A 20,756-nucleotide genomic window follows, 5' to 3' on the forward strand; every position below is an offset into this window, starting at 1 on the left:
TTTGATAGCTGCTAGCGCTTATAAATAAAGCGCTGCAAGGCATTTTTATATAAAGTTCTCAGTGGGCGCAGGCCCAGAGCTGTTTCCAGCCAGTTGTGCAAGCTGATCGACAAACAGGGCTTGCGCAGCACTTTCAAGACAGCGCAGGTCCAGCCAGAAAGCGTCGTCATGCAGGCGGCCAATCACAGGGCGGGGCAGAGCGCGAAAGCGTGCTTCGAGCTGGGTCAGCTGGCGGCCTGCCTGCTTGCCACTTGCCGGATACATCTTCAGGCCAAAGCTGGGCAGGTTTTCAACGGGAAGGGCGCCGCTGCCAATCTGGCTGTTCATGGCGGCAGTTTCCACCACAAAGCCTTGTCCCAGCGCTTGCTGCAGCAGCGGCAGCAAGTATTCAGCCTGCGCCTGCATGTCGTCTGCCTTGCGGGTGAAGAGGCGCAGCGTGGTCAGCTCTTCAGCCAGTTTTTCGGGATGGAGGTACAGGCGTAGCGTGGGCTCCAGCGCGGCCAGCGTGATCTTGCCGACTCTCAGGGCGCGTTTGAGGGGGTTCTTCTTGATCTGAGCAATTAACTCCTTCTTGCCCACGATGATGCCGGCCTGAGGGCCGCCCAGCAGTTTGTCGCCGCTGAAGGTGACGATGTCGGCGCCAGACTCTACGGTCTCGCGCACGGTCACTTCATAGGGTAGGCCCCAGTCGCGCATGTCGATCAGGGTGCCGCTGCCCAGGTCCACGATCATGGGCAGTTGGTGGTCGTGCGCAATACGTGCCACATCGGCGTCGCTGACGGCCTTGGTAAAACCGGTGATGGCGTAGTTGCTGCAATGCACCTTCATCAGCGCGCCGGTGTGCTCGCCGATAGCGCCGGTGTAGTCTTTCTCGTGTGTGCGGTTGGTGGTGCCGACTTCGATCAGTTTGGCGCCCGCGCGGGTCATCACGTCAGGGATGCGGAAAGCGCCGCCAATCTCTACCAGCTCGCCGCGCGATACGATGACTTCTTTGCCCAAGGCCATGGTGGACAGCACCAGCAGCACGGCGGCGGCATTGTTGTTGACGACGGTTGCGGCTTCTGCGCCGGTCAGCTCGCAGATCAGCGACTCGACCAGATCATCGCGGTCGCCGCGGCTACCGTCTTGCAAGTCGTATTCAAGGTTGGCGGGGGAACTCATGGCCTGCACCACGGCATCAATGGCGGCCTGCGGCAGCAGGGCTCGGCCCAGATTGGTGTGCAGCACGGTGCCGGTGAGGTTGAGCACCGGTTGCAGGCGCGGCGCAAAGCGGGCCTGCAGCTGACGGTGAGTACTTTGCACAATGCTGGTGAGGTTGGCTTGCACGGGCTGACCGGGTTGATCGGCTGAACCCAGCAATTGCTGGCGCAACTGCGTGAGTACGGTGCGGGTGGCCGTGGTGCAGGCGTCCAGTCCGTAGGCTTCGCGCAGCGGCTGCATTTCAGCGACCAGCAAAACCTTGTCCACGGCGGGCAGCTGTGAGGGGTGCGAAATTTCGGCGGAGGTCGCTGCGGTGGTGCTCATGGACGGGATGTTTTGAATCTCTGGATATGGAAAAGGCGGCAGGTACCAGCCCTGCCGCCTTCATTATGGTGGCGGTTGGCCTTGGGTAGACTCAGGCGGCGGGGTCTACCAGTTCGTTGCTGAGCTCGCCCTCTTGCTCTTCGGCTACGGCCACAAACAGCAGGGGGTTGGCGCTGGCACGCTGGAACTTTGTTTCGCTCATCAGCAGGTCCAGCATCAGGCTGGCCAGGTCGTCAGCCAGAGGCTCGGCCATGGGGTTCTTTTCCTGATTGACGATCTTGCGGTAGCAGCCGCATTCCTCGCAGGTTTCTGCCAAGACCTCTTCACCAGCGCCTTCAAGGCCTTGGTAGTGAATGCCCTTGGTGGATTCGCAGTGCGTGCACTTGACGCGCACCATATGCCATTCGCAGGCGCAGGTGCCGCAGTGTGCATAGCGGTGGCCGGCCATCTTGCCGCCGATGCGTACAACGCTGGCGACAGGTTCACTGGCGCAGATCGGGCAGATGCTGGCGGGGTCGGTATAGGGTACGTCGCGGGGGCTGAGGCTGGCCGAGCGTTGGGTGAAGGTGACTTGCAGCGCTGCCATGATGAAGGGGGCCATGCCTACGTGGCGGGCGGCCACTTCTTTTTGCAGCAGCTTTTTGGCAATGTCTGCTCGGGCTTCGGGAGCCAGTGCGCGCAGTTCTTTGAGCAGGGGCTGCAGTGGTGCGGGCAGGCCCTCGCTGCCTTGCAGCGTATCGAGCATATTGTCCAGCACGGTTTGCCAGGCGGGGTCGATGGTGTCCACTGCGGGCAGCAGGGGCATGGAATGCTCCTGGGCGCGAGCCATCAGCTCAGCGTCAGGAGCCGTGATTTCCAATGTGGCCACAGCCTTGTGCTGTGCATCCATGATTTGCGCCACAAACTGCAGGTAGTCGGCAATGGGGTTGCCATTGGCCAGCTGGCGCAGGCGCGCAGCGCGCTCGGCGAACAGGCTGCTGACTTGGGGCAGCAAGATGCGGGGAAAGCTGGTGTGATCCAGTGCTTCGATTTCACCGGGTTGGAGGATGCGTTGCATTATTCATTCCCAAAAATAAATGGCCGCCGACCACCATGATGGAGGTCGGCGGCTTCATTCAGGCGTAAGGCCTGAGGCCGGCGAGGGCAATTACTTGTCTTCGCCAGTGACCTTGCGGAACCACAGAGGGTGGTGGAAGCGTGCCCAGCCGCGTGTCACGGTGCCGCGGGTCATGGCGCGGATGGTGCCCTTGGTCCAGATCGCTGCGTAGATGTGCGCAATGATCAGGCCGATCAGGCCAAAGGCGCTGATGGCATGTACCAGAGAGCCGATGCGAACAACGGTCACGGGCAGATTCCACCAGGCGCGCCACATCAGTACACCAGTCACTGTCAGGCCGAGCATGCACAACACCAGCAACCAGAAGAGAACCTTCTGGCCACCGTTGTACTTTTCAACAGGGGGCATTTTTTCATGCTCGCCATTGACCAGTGCACCTACGTTCTTGAGCCATTCCACATCGCGGTCCTTGATGATGTTCAGCTGCCAGAAGCGGAAGAACATCATGAGGAAACCGACAGCCATGACGACGCCGATGTAGGGGTGCAGGATGCGCGTCCAGGGGCCGCCACCGAACAAGTTCGTCATGAAGAAGAACGAGGGGTGGAAGAACGCCAGGCCGGACAGTGCCAGCAGCACGAAGCTGATGGCAACTACCCAGTGGTTGACGCGCTCGCCGGCGGTGTAGCGCTGGATGTCACGAGAGCGGCTTTTCATGAGCGGTTCTCCTTGCTCTGTTCAGCTTTGCGGTCTTCTTCGGCTTCCAGCTCCTCGGGCACCTCCAGAGGGCCCTTGGTGATGTAGTGGAAGAAGCTGCCAACCGCCGCTGCACCGAGAGCTGCCAGAGCCAGAGGCTTGGCAACACCCTTCCACAGCGACACCATGGGGCTGATGGATGGATCGTCCGGCAGGCCCTTGTACAGCGAAGGCTTATCCGCATGATGCAGAACGTACATCACGTGGGTGCCGCCCACACCTTGTGGGTCATAGAGGCCAGCCTTTTCGTAGCCGCGTTCCTTGAGGTCTACGACACGGCGGGATGCCTGTTCCTTCATGGCATCTTTGGTGCCGAACTGGATAGCGCCCGTGGGGCAGGTTTTGACGCAGGCGGGTTCCTGACCAACAGCCACGCGGTCTGAACACAAGGTGCACTTGTACGCCTTGTTGTCCTTCTTGGAGATGCGCGGAATGTTGAACGGGCAGCCCGTCACGCAGTAGCCGCAGCCCACGCACTGGTCTTGCTGGAAGTCCACGATGCCGTTGGCATATTGGACGATAGCGCCAGGCGAGGGGCAGGCTTTCAGGCAGCCTGGATCTTCGCAGTGCATGCAGCCGTCCTTGCGGATCAGCCACTCCAGGTTGCCTGTAGCTTCGTTTTCGTACTCGGTAAAGCGCATCACGGTCCACGACTGATCGGTCAGATCGGTCGGGTTGTCGTATACGCCGGCAGCTGCCGTACCGACTTCATCACGAAGGTCGTTCCACTCCATGCAGGCTGTCTGGCAAGCCTTGCAGCCAATGCATTTGGAGACGTCGATCAGTTTGGCGACTTCGCCCGCGTGCGCGTCGCGCGCACTGGGGGCGGGAGTCGTCGTGGCCGAGCGGCGTTTGATATCGAGAGACATGGTTGAGGACATCAGCGTGGCTCCTTAGATCTTTTCCACCTTCACGAGGAAGGTCTTGGATTCAGGGGTCAAGCTGTTACCGTCACCCACGGAGGCTGTCAGGTTGTTAGCCAGATAGCCCTTGCGTCCCGTTGTGGAGAAGCCCCAGTGAATCGGCACCCCCACGTGATGGATGGTCTTGCCATCAATCTGCATGGGCTTGATGCGTTTGGTCACCACAGCCACGGCCTTGATAAAGCCACGCTTGGACGAAACCTTGACGTTCTGTCCGGTTGCAATACCCAGCTCCTTGCCCAGGGCCTCGCCAATTTCCACGAACTGCTCGGGCTGAACGATGTTGTTCAGCTGAACGTGCTTGGTCCAGTAGTGGAAGTGCTCGGTCAGACGGTAAGTCGTACCCACATGTGGGTAGTCCTTGGGGTCGCCCTGCGTGCCCTTGGCGGTGTCGAGGATACGGATGATCGGGCTGATGACGGCCAGCTTGTTCTTGGGATACATGGGGTTGTATCCAAGCGGGTTGTCAAACGCCTCATAGTGGGTCGGGAACGGTCCTTCTATCAGACCCTTTCGGGCAAACAGGCGGGCCACACCTTCGGGGTTCATGATGAACGGGTTGGTGGTTTCCGGCGGCAAGGTCGGGGCAATATCTGGTACGTCAGCTCCACCCCAGTTTTTGCCATTCCACTTGATCAGAACGCGGTCAGGGTTGAAAGGCTTGCCTTCACGGTCGCACGATGCGCGGTTGTACAGAACGCGGCGATTGGCAGGCCAGGCCCAGGCCCAGTTCAGCGTATTGCCAATGCCAGTCGGGTCACTGTTGTCGCGGCGAGCCATCTGGTTGCCAGATGAGGTCCAGGCTCCCGCCCAGATCCAGCAGCCGCCCAGCGTGGTGCCGTCATCGCGCATTTCGCCAAAGCCGCCCAGTTGCTCGCCCGCTTTACGGATGAGCTTGGTGGGGTCCTTGGGATCGAATAGATCTACCAGTGCGCGGCCGTTGTATTCCTTGGCCACTTCCTCGGCAGAGGGGTGAGCGGATTCGGCGTAAGGCCAGAACAGGTTGGTAATGGGATCGGCAAACTTGCCGCCATCCTTCTGATAGAGAGCCTTTAGGCGCAGGTGCAGGCCCGACATGATCGCAATGTCAGTCTTGGCTTCTCCTGGTGGTTCTGCAGCCTTCCAGTGCCACTGCAGCACGCGTGACGAACTGACCACGGCACCTTCTTCTTCGGCGAAGCAGGTGGTTGGCAGACGAAAAACCTCAGTCTGAATAGAGGCCGAGTCCACATCGTTGAATTCGCCGTGGTTCCTCCAGAATTCGGAGGTTTCTGTAACCAGCGGATCCATGATGACGAGGAACTTCAGCTTCTTGAGGCCTTCGCGCACGCTGTTACTGTTGGCCAGCGCTGCCAGTGGATTAAAACCTTGGGCGATATAGCCGTTGATTTGACCCTTGGTCATCAGCTCGAACACCTGCAGCATGTCGTACTGCTTGTCCAGCTTGGGCAAATAGTCAAATGCCCAGTTGTTCTCAGCAGTCGCAGCGGGACCCCACCATGCCTTCATCAGGCTGACGTGGAACTTGGGCGTGTTCGACCAGTAGTTCATCTGACCAGGACGCAGCAACTTTGGTGTGCGCGAGGCGATGTACTGGCCGTAGTCTTGCTCAGCTTCGTTTGGAAGCGTCAGGTACCCTGGAAGCGAAGCAGACAGAATGCCCAGGTCGGTCAGACCCTGAATGTTGGAGTGGCCACGCAGCGCGTTCATGCCGCCGCCAGCGATACCGATATTGCCCAGCAGCAGTTGGATCATGGCGCCGGTGCGCAGAATCTGCGCACCTGTTGTGTGCTGAGTCCAGCCCAGGGCGTACATGATGGTCGCAACGCGACCGGCTTCGGCGGTCGATGCCAGTTTCTCGCACACGTGCAGGAATTTTTCCTTGGGTGTGCCGCAGATGGATTCCACCTTTTCTGCGGTGTAGCCAGCGTAGTGCTTCTTGAGCCACTGATAAACGCAGCGGGGGTGTTCCAGCGTGGGATCGACCTTCACAAAGCCGTCGTCACCCAGTTCGTAGTCCCACGACGCCTTGTCGTAAGTACGCTTTTCAGGGTTGTAGCCCGAGAAAATACCTTCGTCGAACGCAAAGTCCTCCCGCACGATGAACGAGAAGTCCGTGTAGTTCTTCACATAATCGTGATGAATCTTGTCGTTCGTGAGCAGGTAATTGATCACGCCACCAAGAAAGACAATGTCCGAGCCAGAGCGGATCGGTGCATAGAAGTCAGCCACGGATGCCGAGCGGTTAAAGCGCGGATCGACCACCATGAAGTGAGCCTTGTTGTGCTCCTTCGCTTCGGTCACCCACTTAAAGCCGCAGGGGTGTGCTTCGGCGGCATTACCGCCCATGATCAAAATAACGTCCGCGTTCTTGATGTCGACCCAATGGTTCGTCATCGCTCCACGGCCAAACGTCGGGGCAAGACCTGCCACCGTCGGGCCGTGTCAGACACGTGCTTGGTTATCGAGTGCAAGAAGGCCCCAGGAACGGGCCACTTTGTGCGTGATGTAGCCGGCTTCATTGCTGGCGGCCGAGGCGGCCAGCATGCCGGTAGTCAGCCAGCGGTTGACCTTCTGGCCTTTTTCGTTGGTTTCAACGAAGTTGGCATCACGGTCATCCTTGAGCAGCTTGGCAATGCGGTTCAACGCATCGTCCCAGGACATGCGCTTCCATTCGGAAGAGCCGGGGGCGCGGTACTCTGGGTACTTGAGGCGGTTAGGGCTGTGGACGAAGTCCAGCAGCGATGCGCCCTTGGGGCACAATGTTCCGCGATTGACCGGGTGATCCGGGTCGCCTTCCACGTGCAGTACGGACAGACGGGTATTTTTGGCGCCGTCGCCCAAGGAGTACATCAAGATTCCGCAGCCTACTGAACAGTAGGTGCAGGTTTGGCGAGTTACGGTGGTGGATGACAGTTTGTACTGCCGCACCTCAGCAAGAGCAGCTGTGGGTGAAAAACCCATCAGCGCCAGACTGGAACCCGCCAGAGTCGAACCAGTCACTTTCATGAACTGGCGTCTGGAGAATTGGACCATCGTGGGGTACCTTTTCGGTTGAACGCTTATGTGAAAGCAAATTTTACGACTTGGCCCTTTTTTGATAGCAGTAACAAACCCTTAATTGTTGAGTCAGGCTGAGCGTCTTTGATTGTTTTATTTCGTTTTTGTTTTTCTTAATGATCGCCATACCTTTTGGCTATGGAGAGATTTCTGTCGTTCAAGGTCAATATTTAGGGCTCAATTTCGGGGTTTTCTGGCTTGATCTCAGGCGGTGAGCTGACTTCTTTTGTCTCTGTTGTCTTATCTTCGATTGTGCGTTTTTGATCGAATTCAGTGCTCAGCTGCTTTTCTTCTTGTTCCTGCATGGAAGTAAACAATTCCCAGGCGGCCATGAAGAGAGCCGCAATCGCAGGGCCGAGGACAAAGCCAGAGAGTCCAAACAAGGCCATGCCGCCCAGCGTCGAGATCAAGACAACGTAGTCTGGCATCTTGGTGTCTTTGCCGACCAGCAAGGGTCGAAGTACATTGTCCACCAGTCCAATCACCACAACCCCGTAAGCGGCAAGGATGACACCTTGGGTGACTTCGCCGGTGGCAAAGAAGTAGATCGCTACCGGGCCCCAGACCAGGCCGGCCCCCACGGCTGGCAGCAGCGAGAGAAAGGCCATGACAACGGCCCACAGTACGGCTCCTTGAATGCCAAGAATCCAGAAAATCAGACCACCCAGTGCACCTTGTGCCGCAGCAACAGCCAGGTTGCCTTTGACCGTGGCGCGGATGACGGTAATGAATTTGGTAGCAAGCTCGCGTTTGTGGTCTGGTGCCAGAGGCGTGGCAGCCCAGATGCGGGCGACCAGCGCTTTGCCATCACGCAGCAAAAAGAAGATGAGATACAGCATCACGCCGAAACCAACCACGAAGCCCAGTGTGTTCTGACCCAGGCCCACGGCCTTGGTGGCTGCAAGCTTGCTCGCTTGCAGCGCAATATTGGAGAGCTTGTTTTGAATCTCGGCCAGAGTCCCCAGATGCAGCTTATCCATCCACGGCGTCATCCATGAAGGCAGCGCATTGAAGACCTGTTCCACGTAGCTGCCTGCGGACAGGTTGCCACTGTTGATGCGGTCGTAAATGGCGGCAGTCTCTTTGATCAGGGACAGGCTGATCAAGGCCAGTGGAAGAATCACCATTACCAGACTGATTAGCAGGGTTGCAAGCGCTGCCAGTGTTGGTTTTTGGGGCATGCGCTCCAGCAACTTCCGGTGCAGGGGGGCAAAGACAATGGCAAATGCGACACCCCAGAAAATAGCGACGGCATATTCCTGCAGAACCAAGCCGAAACCGATGGTCACTGCTATCAAAAGAAGAATAAATGCACGTTTGTGAAGCGGCAGAAGCGGCATGCGAATCCTTGTTTGTAGGGTTCACGCAATGTAAGCGAGTCTGTGGCTTGTAAACATCATGTCTTTTATAAGACTCGGGCTTTGAACGGTGGCACAATGTCTCTCGCAACTTCAGGCCTTCCCTTGCCACAGTCGCATCCGCCAACCGGTACAGCCGTGTCGCGGAAGGTACTACAAACCAGCTAATGCTCTCCAAAGGAGAGCGGAGGTCAGCGAAACATGAGCGATCAGTCAACGATCTATCAAGCCTATGAAGGCAACACTTATCTTTTCGGCGGCAATGCGCCTTATGTCGAAGAGATGTATGAGAACTATCTGGCTAATCCCAGTAGCGTTCCCGATTCATGGCGCGAGTATTTTGACGCCTTGCAGCATGTGCCTGCAGTCGACGGTACTGACAACAAGGACATCCCGCACCTGCCTGTGATCAATGCTTTTGCTGAACGTGCAAAGCAGGGTGGCACCAAGGTGGTCGTGGCTTCCGGTGCCGACTCCGAACTGGGTCGCAAGCGCACTGCCGTGCAGCAGCTGATTGCTGCGTACCGCAATGTGGGCCAGCGCTGGGCTGATCTGGATCCTCTGAAGCGCACTGAGCGCCCCGAAATCCCCGAGCTGGAGCCGTCTTTCTACGGCTTCACCGACGCCGATCAAGAAGTGGTGTTCAACACCAGCAACACCTTCTTCGGCAAAGAAACCATGACACTGCGCGAGCTGATGAATGCTCTGCGCGAAACGTACTGCGGCACTCTGGGTGCTGAGTACATGTACGCCACCGATCAAAACCAGAAACGCTGGTGGCAACAGCGTTTGGAGTCCATCCGCTCCAAGCCGGTCTTCAATGCGGACGAAAAGAAGCGCATTCTGGATCGCCTGACGGCTGCTGAAGGTCTGGAACGCTACCTGCACACCAAGTATGTGGGTCAGAAGCGCTTCTCGCTGGAAGGTGGTGAGTCCTTCATCGCTGCGATGGATGAGCTGATCAACACTGCTAGCGCCCTGGGCGTGCAGGAAGTCGTGATTGGTATGGCTCACCGTGGCCGTCTGAACGTGCTGGTCAATACCTTGGGCAAGATGCCCAAGGATCTGTTCGCCGAGTTCGATCACACCGCTCCTGAGGACCTGCCTTCCGGTGACGTGAAGTACCACCAGGGTTTCAGCTCTGACGTGTCCGCCAAGGGTGGCCCTGTTCACCTGTCGCTGGCGTTCAACCCTTCTCACCTGGAAATCGTCAACCCCGTGGTTGAAGGCTCGGTGCGTTCGCGCATGGACCGTCGTGATGATCCTCAAGGCAAGCAAGTGCTGCCTGTGCTGGTTCACGGTGATGCCGCTTTTGCCGGTCAGGGCGTGAATCAGGAAACTCTGGCTCTGTCGGAAACCCGTGGCTACACCACAGGCGGTACCGTCCACATCATCATTAACAATCAGATCGGTTTCACCACTTCTGACCCCCGCGACCTGCGTTCGACCACGTATTGCACGGACATCGTGAAGATGGTGGAGTCGCCTGTTCTGCATGTGAACGGTGATGATCCTGAAGCCGTGTGCCTGGCCATGAAGCTGGCGATGGACTTCCGCATGGAGTTCTCCAAGGACATCGTTGTTGATATCGTCTGCTTCCGCAAGCTGGGTCACAATGAGCAGGACACGCCTGCGCTGACACAGCCTCTGATGTACAAGAAGATCGCTGCCCACCCCGGTACGCGCAAGTTGTACGCAGACAAGCTGGCGACTCAAGGCCTTGGCGAAACGTTGGGCGACGACATGGTCAAGGCCTACCGCGCTGCCATGGACGAAGGTCGTCACACACAAGATGTGCTGCTGACCAACTTCAAGAGCAAGTACGCAGTGGACTGGAGCCCCTTCGTGGGCAAGGCCTGGACTGACGCTGGTGACACCGCTATTCCTTTGGCTGAGTGGAAGCGTCTGGCAGAGAAGATCACCACCCTGCCAGCCAGCGTGAACCCTCATGCACTGGTCAAAAAGGTCTATGACGACCGCGCAGCCATGGGCCGCGGCGATGTGAACGTGGACTGGGGCATGGGTGAAACCATGGCTTTCGGCTCGCTGGCTGCTTCGGGCTTCCCTGTTCGCCTGTCGGGTGAAGACTCCGGTCGCGGCACCTTTACCCACCGCCACGCTGTAGTTCACGATCAAAAGCGTGAAAAGTGGGACGAGGGTACATACATCCCTCTGCAAAACGTGGCCGACAACCAGGCTCCGTTCGTCGTGATCGACTCCATCCTGTCTGAAGAAGCAGTGCTGGGCTTTGAATACGGCTATGCATCCAACGATCCCAACACTCTGGTGGTCTGGGAAGCTCAGTTCGGCGACTTCGCCAACGGCGCTCAAGTGGTGATCGACCAGTTCATCGCCTCCGGTGAAGTGAAGTGGGGTCGTGTGAACGGCCTGACTCTGATGCTGCCGCACGGCTATGAAGGCCAGGGCCCTGAGCACAGCTCGGCGCGTCTGGAGCGCTTCATGCAGCTGGCGGCTGACGCCAACATGCAGATCGTGCAGCCCACTACGGCCAGCCAGATCTTCCACGTGCTGCGTCGTCAGATGGTGCGCAACCTGCGCAAGCCACTGATCATCATGACTCCCAAGTCGTTGCTGCGTAACAAGGACGCCACTTCGCCTCTGTCCGAGTTCACCTCTGGTGGTTTCCAGACCGTGATCCCCGAGCAGGACGAGTCCATCGTCAAGAACGCCGCCAAGGTCAAGCGCATCATCGCCTGCTCGGGCAAGGTGTACTACGATCTGGTGAAGAAGCGTACAGAGAAGGAAGCCAAGGACGTGGCCATCATCCGCGTCGAACAGCTGTACCCCTTCCCCCACAAGGCATTCGCTGCCGAAGTGAAGAAGTACGCCAACGCTGCTGACATCGTGTGGTGCCAGGATGAGCCTCAGAACCAGGGTGCCTGGTTCTTCATTCAGCACAATATTCACGAAAACATGCGTGAAGGCCAGAAGCTGGGCTATTCCGGTCGCGCTGCGTCCGCTTCGCCTGCTGTGGGCTACTCGCATCTGCACCAAGAGCAACAAAAGGCACTGGTGGAAGGCGCATTCGCCAAACTCAAGGGTTTTGTTCTGACCAAATAAGGCAGTCAAACCGCTTCTCTACGTTTGTTCGTATCAGACAAAACACTTTTGGAAAGAAATAAAATGGCTATCGTTGAAGTCAAAGTCCCCCAGTTGTCCGAATCCATCGCTGAAGCAACCATGCTGACCTGGAAGAAAAAGGTTGGCGAGGCAGTGGCCGTGGACGAAATTCTCATCGAAATCGAAACCGACAAGGTCGTGCTCGAAGTGCCTGCTCCTTCGGCTGGCGTGATCACTGAAATCCTGCAAGGCGACGGCGCAACCGTGGTGGCCGAGCAGTTGATCGCCAAGATCGACTCCGCTGCCGTGGCTGGTGCCGTTGCTCCTGCTGCAGCCCCCGCTGCTTCGGCTCCTGCAACTGCCCCTGTGGCTGCGCCTGCTGGTGCGGACAAGAGCGGTGTGGCCATGCCTGCTGCTGCCAAGATCCTGGCGGACAACAACCTGTCCGCAGCGAATGTGGCTGGTTCCGGCAAAGATGGCCGCGTGACCAAGGGTGATGCACTGAACGCAGTCAAGACTGGCGCGGCCGCTCCAGCTCCTGCCGCAGCTCCAGTGGCTGCTGCACCCGCTCTTTTGGGCGAGCGCCCAGAGCAGCGCGTGCCTATGACACGTCTGCGTGCCCGTATTGCTGAGCGTCTGTTGCAGTCGCAAGCCACCAACGCCATCCTGACCACGTTCAATGAAGTGAACATGGCTCCTGTGATGGACATGCGCAAGAAGTTCCAAGACTCCTTCACCAAGGAACATGGCGTGAAGCTGGGCTTCATGTCCTTCTTCGTCAAGGCGGCTGTGCACGCCCTGAAGAAGTTCCCTGCGGTGAACGCTTCGGTGGACGGCAACGACATCATCTATCACGGTTACTTCGACATCGGTATCGCTGTGAGCTCGCCTCGCGGTCTGGTGGTGCCTATCCTGCGCAATGCAGATCAGATGAGCTTCGCTGACATCGAAAAGAAGATCGCCGAGTTCGGTCAAAAGGCCAAGGAAGGCAAGCTGGGCATTGAAGACATGACTGGCGGTACCTTCTCCATCTCCAATGGCGGTACCTTCGGCTCGATGATGTCCACTCCCATCATCAACCCACCTCAGTCCGCCATTCTGGGTGTGCACGCTACCAAAGACCGCGCTGTGGTCGAAAACGGTCAGATCGTGATTCGCCCCATGAACTACCTGGCCATGTCCTATGACCACCGCATCATCGACGGCCGCGAAGCCGTTCTGAGCCTGGTGGCCATGAAGGACGCGCTGGAAGACCCATCCCGTCTGCTGTTTGATCTGTAATTCCCCACAGGTCGAGATTCGATAAGGCCCACCACCAAAAGCGGTGGGCTTTTTTGCAGCTAAACAGAGTAAAGATTTAAATCATGAGCAAGCAATTTGACGTCGTCGTGATCGGCGCAGGCCCCGGCGGCTATATCGCTGCAATCCGTGCAGCACAACTGGGTTTCAACGTCGCCTGTATCGACGAGTGGAAGAATGCTATGGGCGGGGCGGCTCCCGGCGGTACTTGCACCAACGTGGGTTGCATCCCCTCCAAGGCACTGCTGCAGTCTTCTGAGCATTTTGAGCATGCCAAGCTGCACTTTGCTGACCACGGTATTTCCACCGGCAAGGTTGAGATGGATGTGGCCAAGATGATCGCCCGCAAGGAAGCGATCGTGAAGCAAAACAACGACGGCATTCTGTACCTGTTCAAGAAGAACAAGGTCACGTTCTTCCATGGCCGTGGCTCCTTCGTCAAAGCTGCTGAAGGTGGCTATGAAATCAAGGTGGCAGGCAAGGAAGAAGAAGTCATCACCGGCAAGCAAATCGTGGTGGCCACTGGCTCCAACGCCCGTGCACTGCCCGGACTGCCTTTTGATGAAGAGCACATTCTGTCTAACGACGGCGCTCTGAGCCTGGAGAAAATGCCTAAGAAGCTGGGTCTCATCGGCGCTGGTGTGATCGGTCTGGAAATGGGTTCGGTCTGGCGTCGTCTGGGTACGGAAGTGACCGTGCTCGAAGGCATGGACAAGTTCCTGCCCGTGGTGGACGAGCAAATCGCCAAGGAAGCCAAGAAGGCTTTCGACAAGCAAGGTCTGAAGATTGAGCTGGGCGTGAAGATCGGCGAAGTCAAGACTGGCAAAAAGGGCGTGTCTGTTGCCTACACCAACGCCAAGGGCGAAGCCCAGTCGCTGGACGTGGACAAGCTGATCGTGTCCATCGGCCGTACTGCCAACACTATCGGCCTGAACGCCGAAGCCGTGGGCCTGGCCCTGGACGAGCGCGGTGCCATTGTGGTCGACGATCTGTGCAAGACCAACCTGCCCGGCGTGTGGGCTGTAGGTGACGTGGTGCGTGGCCCCATGCTGGCACACAAGGCTGAAGAAGAAGCGGTGGCTGTGGCCGAACGCATCGCTGGCCAGCATGGCCACGTGAACTTCGCCACGCTGCCTTCCGTGATCTACACCAGCCCCGAAGTGGCATGGGTTGGTCGCACCGAGCAGCAGTTGAAGGCTGATGGCGTCAAGTACAAGGCTGGCTCCTTCCCCTTCCTGGCCAACGGCCGCGCACGTGCGCTGGGCGACACGACCGGCATGGTCAAGTTCCTGGCCGATGCCGAGACCGACGAAATTCTGGGCGTGCACATGGTGGGTCCCATGGTGTCCGAGCTGATCTCTGAAGCCGTGGTGGCCATGGAGTTCAAGGCATCGAGTGAAGACATCGCACGTATCTGCCACGCACACCCCTCGCTGTCCGAATCCACCAAGGAAGCCGCTCTGGCGGTGGACAAGCGCACACTGAATTTCTAAGGTTTCATCAGTCTTGCGCGCAGGCGATTGACATGGCTGTGAAGTGCCCGCGCGCAAGCTGAGTTTCTTTTAGAATTTGGACCAAAATGGCTGCTAGCGCTTAATACATAAGCGGTAGCAGCTATTATTTTTTGAGCATCTGGAGACGACGGTGAATGTAAAACAGGCCTACGAGGCAGAACTGGCCGCCAAGGGTTTCAAGAGCGATCCTGCACAACTGCGTGCAGTCGATGCGCTGCAGCGCTGCGCTGATGAATGGACGGCCTACAAAGGCAAGCGCTCCAATGCTCTCAAAAAACTGATCAATCACCCCGACCTGCCCAAGGGGGTTTACATGTACGGCGGGGTAGGGCGGGGCAAGAGCTTTCTGATGGAATGCTTTTTCAACGCTGTGCCCATCAAGCGCAAGGTGCGTCTGCACTTTCACGAATTCATGCGTGAGGTACACCGCGAAATGCACCTCATGCAAGGCACGCAGGACCCGCTGAGTGCGCTGGGTGCCAAGATCTCCAAGAAGTACAAGCTGATCTGCTTTGACGAGTTTCATGTGGCCGACATCACCGATGCCATGATTCTCTACAAGCTGCTGGAATCGCTGTTTGCCAATGGTGTGGGCTTTGTTACCACCTCCAATTTCATGCCCGACGGCCTGTACCCCGATGGCCTGCACCGTGACCGTATCCTGCCTGCGATTGAGCTGATCAAGCAGCGCATGGAAGTGGTGAACGTGGACAACGGCACTGACTACCGCCGTCGCACGCTGGAAGATGCCAAGCTCTACCATTGCCCGCTGGGTGCCGAAGCTGAAGCGGCCATGACGGACACCTTCAATCGTCTGGCAGAAGCCCATGATGAAGAGCCCGTGATGCAGATTGAGACCCGAAAAATTGCGGCCAAGCGCCGTGCGGGTGGTGTGGTCTGGTTTGACTTTCGTGAGCTTTGCGGCGGCCCACGCTCGCAAAATGATTACCTTGAAATTGCCACGCAGTTTCACACCGTCCTGTTGTCTGATGTGCCCGAGCTGCATGTCAACATGGCATCGGCCGCGCGGCGTTTTACGCTGCTGGTGGATGTGCTGTATGACCGCCACGTCAAGCTCATCATGTCGGCTGCGGTGCCGCCAGAGCAAATTTATACTGAGGGCCCGTTGTCCCATGAATTTCCTCGCACCGTCTCGCGTTTGAACGAAATGCGCTCCAAGGAATATCTGGCGCTGGAGCGTCGTGTGGTCGACACCAGCTTGACCTGATAGTCAAGCGCTGCGGCTAGGCGTTTTAAGATGCCTGGATACCTGTCTGTACTGAAGCCTCAAGTTGATGAAGATGCCTATTCCTTTTGCCCAGCTGACCAGCCGCCGCTTTACTGCTCTGGCACTTGCTCCCATTGCGGCGGTCTGGGTGCTTTGTGCGCCGGCCAATGCGCAGATGCCGGGCGAGGGGCCGCAGACGCAGAAAGCGGCGGCGCAGCAGCAGCGTGAGCAGTTGCTGAAAGAGCACGAAGCAGAGCGTGCAGAAATTGTGCGCCAGCGCGCGCTGATCGAGCAGCAGCATGTGGCAGATGACAAGCTGTGCTATCAAAAGTTCTCCGTCGAAGGCTGCCTGGCTGATGCGCGCGAGAAAGCCCGCCTCAAGGATGTCCCGCTGCGCACGCGCGAGCTGGAGATTAACGATATTGAGCGCAAGGAAAGAGCGGCGACCAAACTCAAGGACATTGAGGATAAAAAAGCCAAAAACGCAGCCGTGCCGATGAAGTCGCAAAAACGCGAGGATGTGGGCAAGAACCTGCCATCACCGACGGGCGTGGGTGCCAAGCCGCCTGTAGATGAACAGGCGGTACAGGCCCAGCGCCAGAGCGAGGCCCAGCAGCGTGCGAGCAAACAGGCTGACTACCAGCGCCGCCATGATCAAAGCCGTGCGCATGCCGATCAAGGCAGGGCAGAGCGTGAAGCCAAGGCCAGAGCGGCCCGTGAGGCCAAGCTCAAAGAGGCGGCGGACCATAAGGCCCGTGCTTTGAAGCAGGCTCAGGAACGAGGCAAAACCTCTGCGCCGCTGCCTGCACCTGCGCCTTGAGCGCCTTTGAAGACTCTGGCGGTAGAGAACGGGATTTTTGCCTTAGTTATAGAACTTGCTATTGAAAGCATTGCTGCAAGCGCTTGTATTTAAAGCGCTAACGACTGTTTTTATCTGATATTGACGGGCTGATTAGCTGGCGTTTTCCGGCTCAGCCAGCTTCAAGATGGCCAGCGACAGGTTGTCGCCTCCGCCCGCTGCACGCTGGCGGGCTTTTTCAATCAGAAACTCCGAAGCCTCGCGGGGCGAGAGTCCATCAAGCACGGTGGCAAGCTCTTGCGTGCTGAAGTAGTGCCAGACACCATCGGAGCAGGCCATCAGCGTATCGCCGGGCTGCATTGTTTCTAGGCGATGGTGAACCATGGGTGGTGGGCTTTCCGCACCCAGACAGCCCAGCAAGATATTCGATTGCGGGTGGTTGTCTGCTTCGTCTTCAGAGATGTCGCCGCGGTCCACCAGCGCTTGCACATAAGAATGGTCCAGCGAGCGGTGCAGGAGACGATCGCCCCGGAAGTGATAGAGCCGTGAATCACCAGAATGCATGAAGTGGCAGACCCCGTCGGGCAGCATCACAAAGGCGGCGAGGGTGCTGTGGGGCTCTTGCTCTGAGGCGATGGCCGTGAGGCGAATGACGGTGTGCGCATCCTGCACAATGGTGCGCAACATGCGCATGCAGTCTTCCTTGGCCGGCTCGAAACGCTCAAACAACTGGCGCGCCGTGAGCATCACCTGGTCAGATGCCTTGCGCCCACCGCTGCGCCCGCCCATGCCGTCTGCCACGATGCCAAGAATGCAGCCTTTGGCATAGGGGTGGCTCATCAGCAGAACTTGGTCTTGCTGATATTCCCGATCGCCACGATGTATGCCGGTTGCGGCCTGGATGCGGTAGCTGGATGACATGAGTGAGTGAGAAGGGCTGGAAGGGCGATGCTTTACGTTGCGTTACATTTTATCGGCCGGATGGTTGTTTGAAATGGATATCTGCAATCTTATGTGAGGTTGCACTGACTTTGTTTGTATGAAGGTAAACGGTTTGACTCAGTTGCTGGATGCAGTCGCGCAAGTGTTTTCTGCGGGCGGGGCGCTGTCCCTGGCTGAACCCGCTTTTTTGCCGCGCTCGGGCCAGACCCGCATGGCGCTGGCTGTGGCGCAGGCCATTGAAGAGTGCGATGTGCTGGTGGTCGAGGCGGGTACGGGCGTTGGCAAGACCTACGCCTATCTGGTGCCTGCACTGCTCAGCGGTCAGCGCGTTCTGGTATCTACTGCGACCAAGGCCTTGCAGGACCAGTTGTTTGCGCGTGACTTGCCAAGGTTGGTGCATGGCCTTGGCCTGCCGCTGCGCATGGCGCGGCTTAAAGGGCGTGCCTCTTATCTGTGCATTGAGCGGCTTGAGCGAGTGCGGCAGGGGCGTACGGCACCGCAAGACCCTCAGGTGCTGCGCACTGTGGCCGATGTAGAGCGCTGGGCCAGAATCACCCGCACAGGTGACCTGGCGGAGATGACGGCGCTGGATGAGCGCTCGCCAGCCGTGCCGCTGGTCACCTCCACCAAAGATAACTGTCTGGGCTCGGACTGCCCGCACTGGCAGGCCTGCCACGTCAATCTGGCGCGCCAGCAGGCGCTGGAGGCCGATGTGGTGGTCGTCAATCACCACCTGCTGTTTGCAGATCTGGATGTGCGCGACAGTGGCATGGCGAATCTTCTGCCCAACACCGGCGTGGTCGTGGTCGATGAAGCCCATCAGCTCAACGATGTGGGCGTGCAGTTTGCGGGCGAGGCCTTGTCCAGCCAGCAACTGGTGGGCTATGCACGCGATGCTCTGCGACTGACGCAGGAGCATGCACGCGGCATGGCAGACTGGCTGGTGCTGTGCGCTACGGTGGAGCAGGCCATGCGCGAGTTGCGCCTGCAGGCCGGCAAGCCCACGGTGGGTGGCCGCCTGCCTTGGCAGGGTATTACCCCGCAGGGGGTGGATGGGGCGAAATGGCGTGCGGCGCTGGTAAGGCTGGGGCAAAGCTTGCGCGCGCTGCTCAAACCTCTGGCTGTGATGGAAGCCATGGCAACCGAACTGCAGCGCCTGTATGAGCGCGGAGTTGAATTGCTGGCAAGGCTTGCCCGGTTTGCAGCGCCCGCCGACGATGACTGCGTGCGCTGGCTGGAAGTGGGTGCGCAGCACCTGCGCATGCTGGAGTCACCGCTATCGATTGCCCGCATCATGCAGCAGCGCTTGCTGCAGCGCACGCTGGATAATGATGTCAATAATGAGAGCGAAGATCACAATACCAGTGAGCGCAAGGCCTGGATTTTTACCTCGGCCACTTTGGGCAATGATGCGCGATTGAGCTGGTTTACGGACTCCTGCGGGCTGCGCGGCGCAAAGGTTCTGCAGGTGGAGAGCCCGTTTGACTATCACCATCAGGCGGGTGTCTATGTGCCCCAGCCTTTTGCCGCAGCGGGTAGCGTCCAACACAGCCTGCAGGTGGCACAACTGGTTCTGGATGCGGCGCAGCGCATTGGCGGACGCACACTGGTGCTGACCACGACTCTCAAGGCCTTGCATGCAATCAGTGAATCGCTGCGTTCTGCCCTGGGCCTGTTTGCTGATCTGGATGTACTGGTGCAGGGTGAAGCCCCCAAATTGGCGCTGATTCAGCGCTTTATGGCTGCAGGTGTCAGCCAGTCGCCTCAGCCGCGGGGTGCGATTCTGGTGGCGTCAGCCACGTTCTGGGAAGGCGTGGATCTGCCTGGCGATCTGCTGCAGCTGGTGGTGATCGACAAGCTGCCATTCCCCCCTCCCGATGACCCACTGGTTGAAGCGCGCTCGCGGCAGCTGGAGCGCGTGGGGCGAACAGCCTTTCACGACTACATGATTCCCGAGGCCGCGCTGGCGCTCAAACAAGGGGCGGGGCGCCTCATTCGCAGTGAGTCTGATCGCGGTGTGCTGGTGATTTGCGACAGTCGGCTGGTCAGCATGGGCTATGGCGGCCAGCTGATGGCGGCTTTGCCACCCATGCGGGTGCTGGGAAGTCTGTCCGAGTTTGAAGAAGCTCTGGAGCAGCTGGCTGCCGCACGCGGCCAAGGTAAGCGCTGAGTCCACCTGGAAACCCTGAGCAGCAACAAAAAAGGATACGCATTGCGTATCCTTTTTTTTTGGAGGCAAGTCTTGGCAGCTATGCAGCGCGTTGGCTTACCAGAGCTTCCACCAGGAGGCCTTTTTTTGCTCGACGGGCGTCAGGGCTGCGCTGCCGTAGCTGCTTTCCAGCACACGCTGGGCATCGTCGCGCAGCTGGGTCATGCCCAGTGCGTCATAGGACTTGACGAGGATGACCATGGCTTCGCGCACGGCAGGAACGTTCTGGTAGTCGCGCACGGCTGTCTGAGCGCGGGCGATGGCGGCCACATAAGCACCGCGGCCATAGTAGTACTTGGCCACGTGGACTTCATACTGCGCCAGCGAGTTCACGATGTACTGCATGCGCTGGCGGGCATCTTCCGAGTACTTGGACTCAGGAAAGCGTGTGATTAGCTCGCGGAAGGCTTCAAACGAATCCTTGGCGGCCTTCTGGTCGCGCTCGGACAGGTCCTGGCGCGTCAGCCAGCCGAACATGCCCAGGTTGTCGTTGAAGTTGACCAGACCCTTCAGATAGAGGGCATAGTCCATGGCAGGGCTTGCGGGGTGCAGCTTGGTAAAGCGGTCTAGCGTGGCCAGAGCCTGGACTTTTTCGCCGCCCTTGTACTGGGCATAGGCTTTTTCCAGCTGGGCCTGCTGAGCCAAAGGTGTGCCAGCGGCGCGGCCTTCGAGCTTTTCAAACAGGGGTACGGCCTTGTCAAAGGCACCCGAGGAAGACTCTTCACGCGCTTCGGTGTAGATGCGTTCGGGGGTCCACTTGGCCGTCGGGTCGTCCTTGGTGCTGGAGCATCCCGCCAAAGCGGCGGCGATTAACACGGCAGGGACAAGAGTCAGTGAAATACGCGGCATGGTGGACAGTTTTCTGACAATCATTAGCGGTAGTTGGAGGTAGGCCCGGCAGATATTTTTGGTTGGGCGAAAGCACCACACCATACACCACCAGACCCTGACCTTCCCGAAAAAGGATCGACGCATTGTAATGGGCAGTCGCGCTGCCGCCGTGAGT

The 20,756-nt window shown here is 58.4% G+C and carries 14 protein-coding genes; 6 read left to right on the forward strand and 8 right to left on the reverse strand.

Annotated elements, in window-relative coordinates; all coding sequences use genetic code 11:
• Nucleotides 1-45: 45 nt before the first annotated feature.
• From selA to HF327_RS04300, 6 genes are all read right to left on the reverse strand, one after another.
• Nucleotides 46-1,524 (reverse strand): L-seryl-tRNA(Sec) selenium transferase, encoded by a 1,479-nt coding sequence (gene selA, locus HF327_RS04275; RefSeq protein ID WP_169107068.1) that lies wholly within the window; start codon nt 1,522-1,524, stop codon nt 46-48.
• A gap of 91 nt (nt 1,525-1,615) precedes the next feature.
• Nucleotides 1,616-2,581 carry a formate dehydrogenase accessory protein FdhE gene (gene fdhE / locus HF327_RS04280; protein WP_169107069.1) on the reverse strand — a complete coding sequence of 322 codons (966 nt, stop codon included), beginning with the start codon at nt 2,579-2,581 and terminating at the stop codon, nt 1,616-1,618.
• Nucleotides 2,582-2,671: 90 nt separating this feature from the next.
• Nucleotides 2,672-3,298, reverse strand: a complete 627-nt coding sequence (locus HF327_RS04285) for a formate dehydrogenase subunit gamma (protein WP_169107070.1) — start codon at nt 3,296-3,298, stop codon at nt 2,672-2,674.
• Nucleotides 3,295-4,218 carry a formate dehydrogenase subunit beta gene (fdxH, locus tag HF327_RS04290; protein WP_169107071.1) on the reverse strand — a complete coding sequence of 308 codons (924 nt, stop codon included), beginning with the start codon at nt 4,216-4,218 and terminating at the stop codon, nt 3,295-3,297. The genes HF327_RS04285 and fdxH overlap by 4 nt, the downstream gene beginning before the upstream one ends.
• 12 nt (nt 4,219-4,230) lie before the next feature.
• Nucleotides 4,231-7,296, reverse strand: a complete 3,066-nt coding sequence (gene fdnG / locus HF327_RS04295; RefSeq protein ID WP_169107072.1) for a formate dehydrogenase-N subunit alpha — start codon at nt 7,294-7,296, stop codon at nt 4,231-4,233.
• Nucleotides 7,297-7,490: 194 nt separating this feature from the next.
• Nucleotides 7,491-8,660 (reverse strand): AI-2E family transporter, encoded by a 1,170-nt coding sequence (locus HF327_RS04300; protein WP_169107073.1) that lies wholly within the window; start codon nt 8,658-8,660, stop codon nt 7,491-7,493.
• Between the two features lie 219 nt (nt 8,661-8,879).
• Between HF327_RS04300 and HF327_RS04305 the strand changes: the two genes are divergently transcribed.
• The 5 genes from HF327_RS04305 (at nt 8,880) to HF327_RS04325 (ending at nt 16,620) form a co-directional block, all read left to right on the forward strand.
• Complete coding sequence (locus tag HF327_RS04305; RefSeq protein WP_169107074.1) at nt 8,880-11,759, forward strand: 2-oxoglutarate dehydrogenase E1 component; 2,880 nt, start codon at nt 8,880-8,882, stop codon at nt 11,757-11,759.
• Between the two features lie 63 nt (nt 11,760-11,822).
• Entirely contained in the window at nt 11,823-13,040 is a 1,218-nt protein-coding gene (gene odhB, locus HF327_RS04310) for a 2-oxoglutarate dehydrogenase complex dihydrolipoyllysine-residue succinyltransferase (protein WP_169107075.1), read from the forward strand.
• A gap of 83 nt (nt 13,041-13,123) precedes the next feature.
• Entirely contained in the window at nt 13,124-14,551 is a 1,428-nt protein-coding gene (lpdA, locus tag HF327_RS04315; RefSeq protein ID WP_169107076.1) for a dihydrolipoyl dehydrogenase, read from the forward strand.
• A 151-nt stretch (nt 14,552-14,702) separates the two neighbouring features.
• Nucleotides 14,703-15,800: a cell division protein ZapE gene (zapE, locus tag HF327_RS04320; RefSeq protein WP_169107077.1), complete on the forward strand. Its 1,098-nt coding sequence runs from the start codon at nt 14,703-14,705 to the stop codon at nt 15,798-15,800.
• Between the two features lie 67 nt (nt 15,801-15,867).
• Complete coding sequence (locus tag HF327_RS04325; RefSeq protein WP_236024044.1) at nt 15,868-16,620, forward strand: hypothetical protein; 753 nt, start codon at nt 15,868-15,870, stop codon at nt 16,618-16,620.
• Between the two features lie 132 nt (nt 16,621-16,752).
• On the opposite strand, the gene HF327_RS04330 is transcribed toward HF327_RS04325, so the two are convergent.
• Nucleotides 16,753-17,520: a PP2C family protein-serine/threonine phosphatase gene (locus HF327_RS04330; RefSeq protein WP_169107078.1), complete on the reverse strand. Its 768-nt coding sequence runs from the start codon at nt 17,518-17,520 to the stop codon at nt 16,753-16,755.
• 118 nt (nt 17,521-17,638) lie between these two features.
• Here HF327_RS04330 and HF327_RS04335 point away from each other — a divergent pair, with 118 nt between their 5' ends.
• On the forward strand, nt 17,639-19,711 hold the full coding sequence (locus HF327_RS04335) for an ATP-dependent DNA helicase (protein WP_198460411.1): 2,073 nt from the start codon (nt 17,639-17,641) through the stop codon (nt 19,709-19,711).
• 96 nt (nt 19,712-19,807) lie between these two features.
• Here the strand turns inward: HF327_RS04335 and HF327_RS04340 are convergent, their stop codons facing one another.
• On the reverse strand, nt 19,808-20,599 hold the full coding sequence (locus tag HF327_RS04340; RefSeq protein ID WP_169107271.1) for an outer membrane protein assembly factor BamD: 792 nt from the start codon (nt 20,597-20,599) through the stop codon (nt 19,808-19,810).
• Nucleotides 20,600-20,756 lie beyond the last annotated feature (157 nt).

Source organism: Comamonas suwonensis (assembly GCF_012844455.2).
Classification (GTDB): domain Bacteria; phylum Pseudomonadota; class Gammaproteobacteria; order Burkholderiales; family Burkholderiaceae_C; genus Comamonas; species Comamonas suwonensis.

What these genes read in the sequence shown, in the direction of transcription:
- HF327_RS04335 (WP_198460411.1), top strand. Translation starts at nt 17,639, where the DNA reads ATGAAGGTAAACGGTTTGACTCAGTTGCTGGATGCAGTCGCGCAAGTG.
- lpdA (WP_169107076.1), top strand. Translation starts at nt 13,124, where the DNA reads ATGAGCAAGCAATTTGACGTCGTCGTGATCGGCGCAGGCCCCGGCGGC.
- odhB (WP_169107075.1), top strand. Translation starts at nt 11,823, where the DNA reads ATGGCTATCGTTGAAGTCAAAGTCCCCCAGTTGTCCGAATCCATCGCT.
- selA (WP_169107068.1), bottom strand. Translation starts at nt 1,524, where the DNA reads ATGAGCACCACCGCAGCGACCTCCGCCGAAATTTCGCACCCCTCACAG.
- fdhE (WP_169107069.1), bottom strand. Translation starts at nt 2,581, where the DNA reads ATGCAACGCATCCTCCAACCCGGTGAAATCGAAGCACTGGATCACACC.
- fdxH (WP_169107071.1), bottom strand. Translation starts at nt 4,218, where the DNA reads ATGTCCTCAACCATGTCTCTCGATATCAAACGCCGCTCGGCCACGACG.
- HF327_RS04305 (WP_169107074.1), top strand. Translation starts at nt 8,880, where the DNA reads ATGAGCGATCAGTCAACGATCTATCAAGCCTATGAAGGCAACACTTAT.
- HF327_RS04285 (WP_169107070.1), bottom strand. Translation starts at nt 3,298, where the DNA reads ATGAAAAGCCGCTCTCGTGACATCCAGCGCTACACCGCCGGCGAGCGC.
- HF327_RS04325 (WP_236024044.1), top strand. Translation starts at nt 15,868, where the DNA reads ATGAAGATGCCTATTCCTTTTGCCCAGCTGACCAGCCGCCGCTTTACT.
- HF327_RS04330 (WP_169107078.1), bottom strand. Translation starts at nt 17,520, where the DNA reads ATGTCATCCAGCTACCGCATCCAGGCCGCAACCGGCATACATCGTGGC.
- HF327_RS04340 (WP_169107271.1), bottom strand. Translation starts at nt 20,599, where the DNA reads ATGCCGCGTATTTCACTGACTCTTGTCCCTGCCGTGTTAATCGCCGCC.
- HF327_RS04300 (WP_169107073.1), bottom strand. Translation starts at nt 8,660, where the DNA reads ATGCCGCTTCTGCCGCTTCACAAACGTGCATTTATTCTTCTTTTGATA.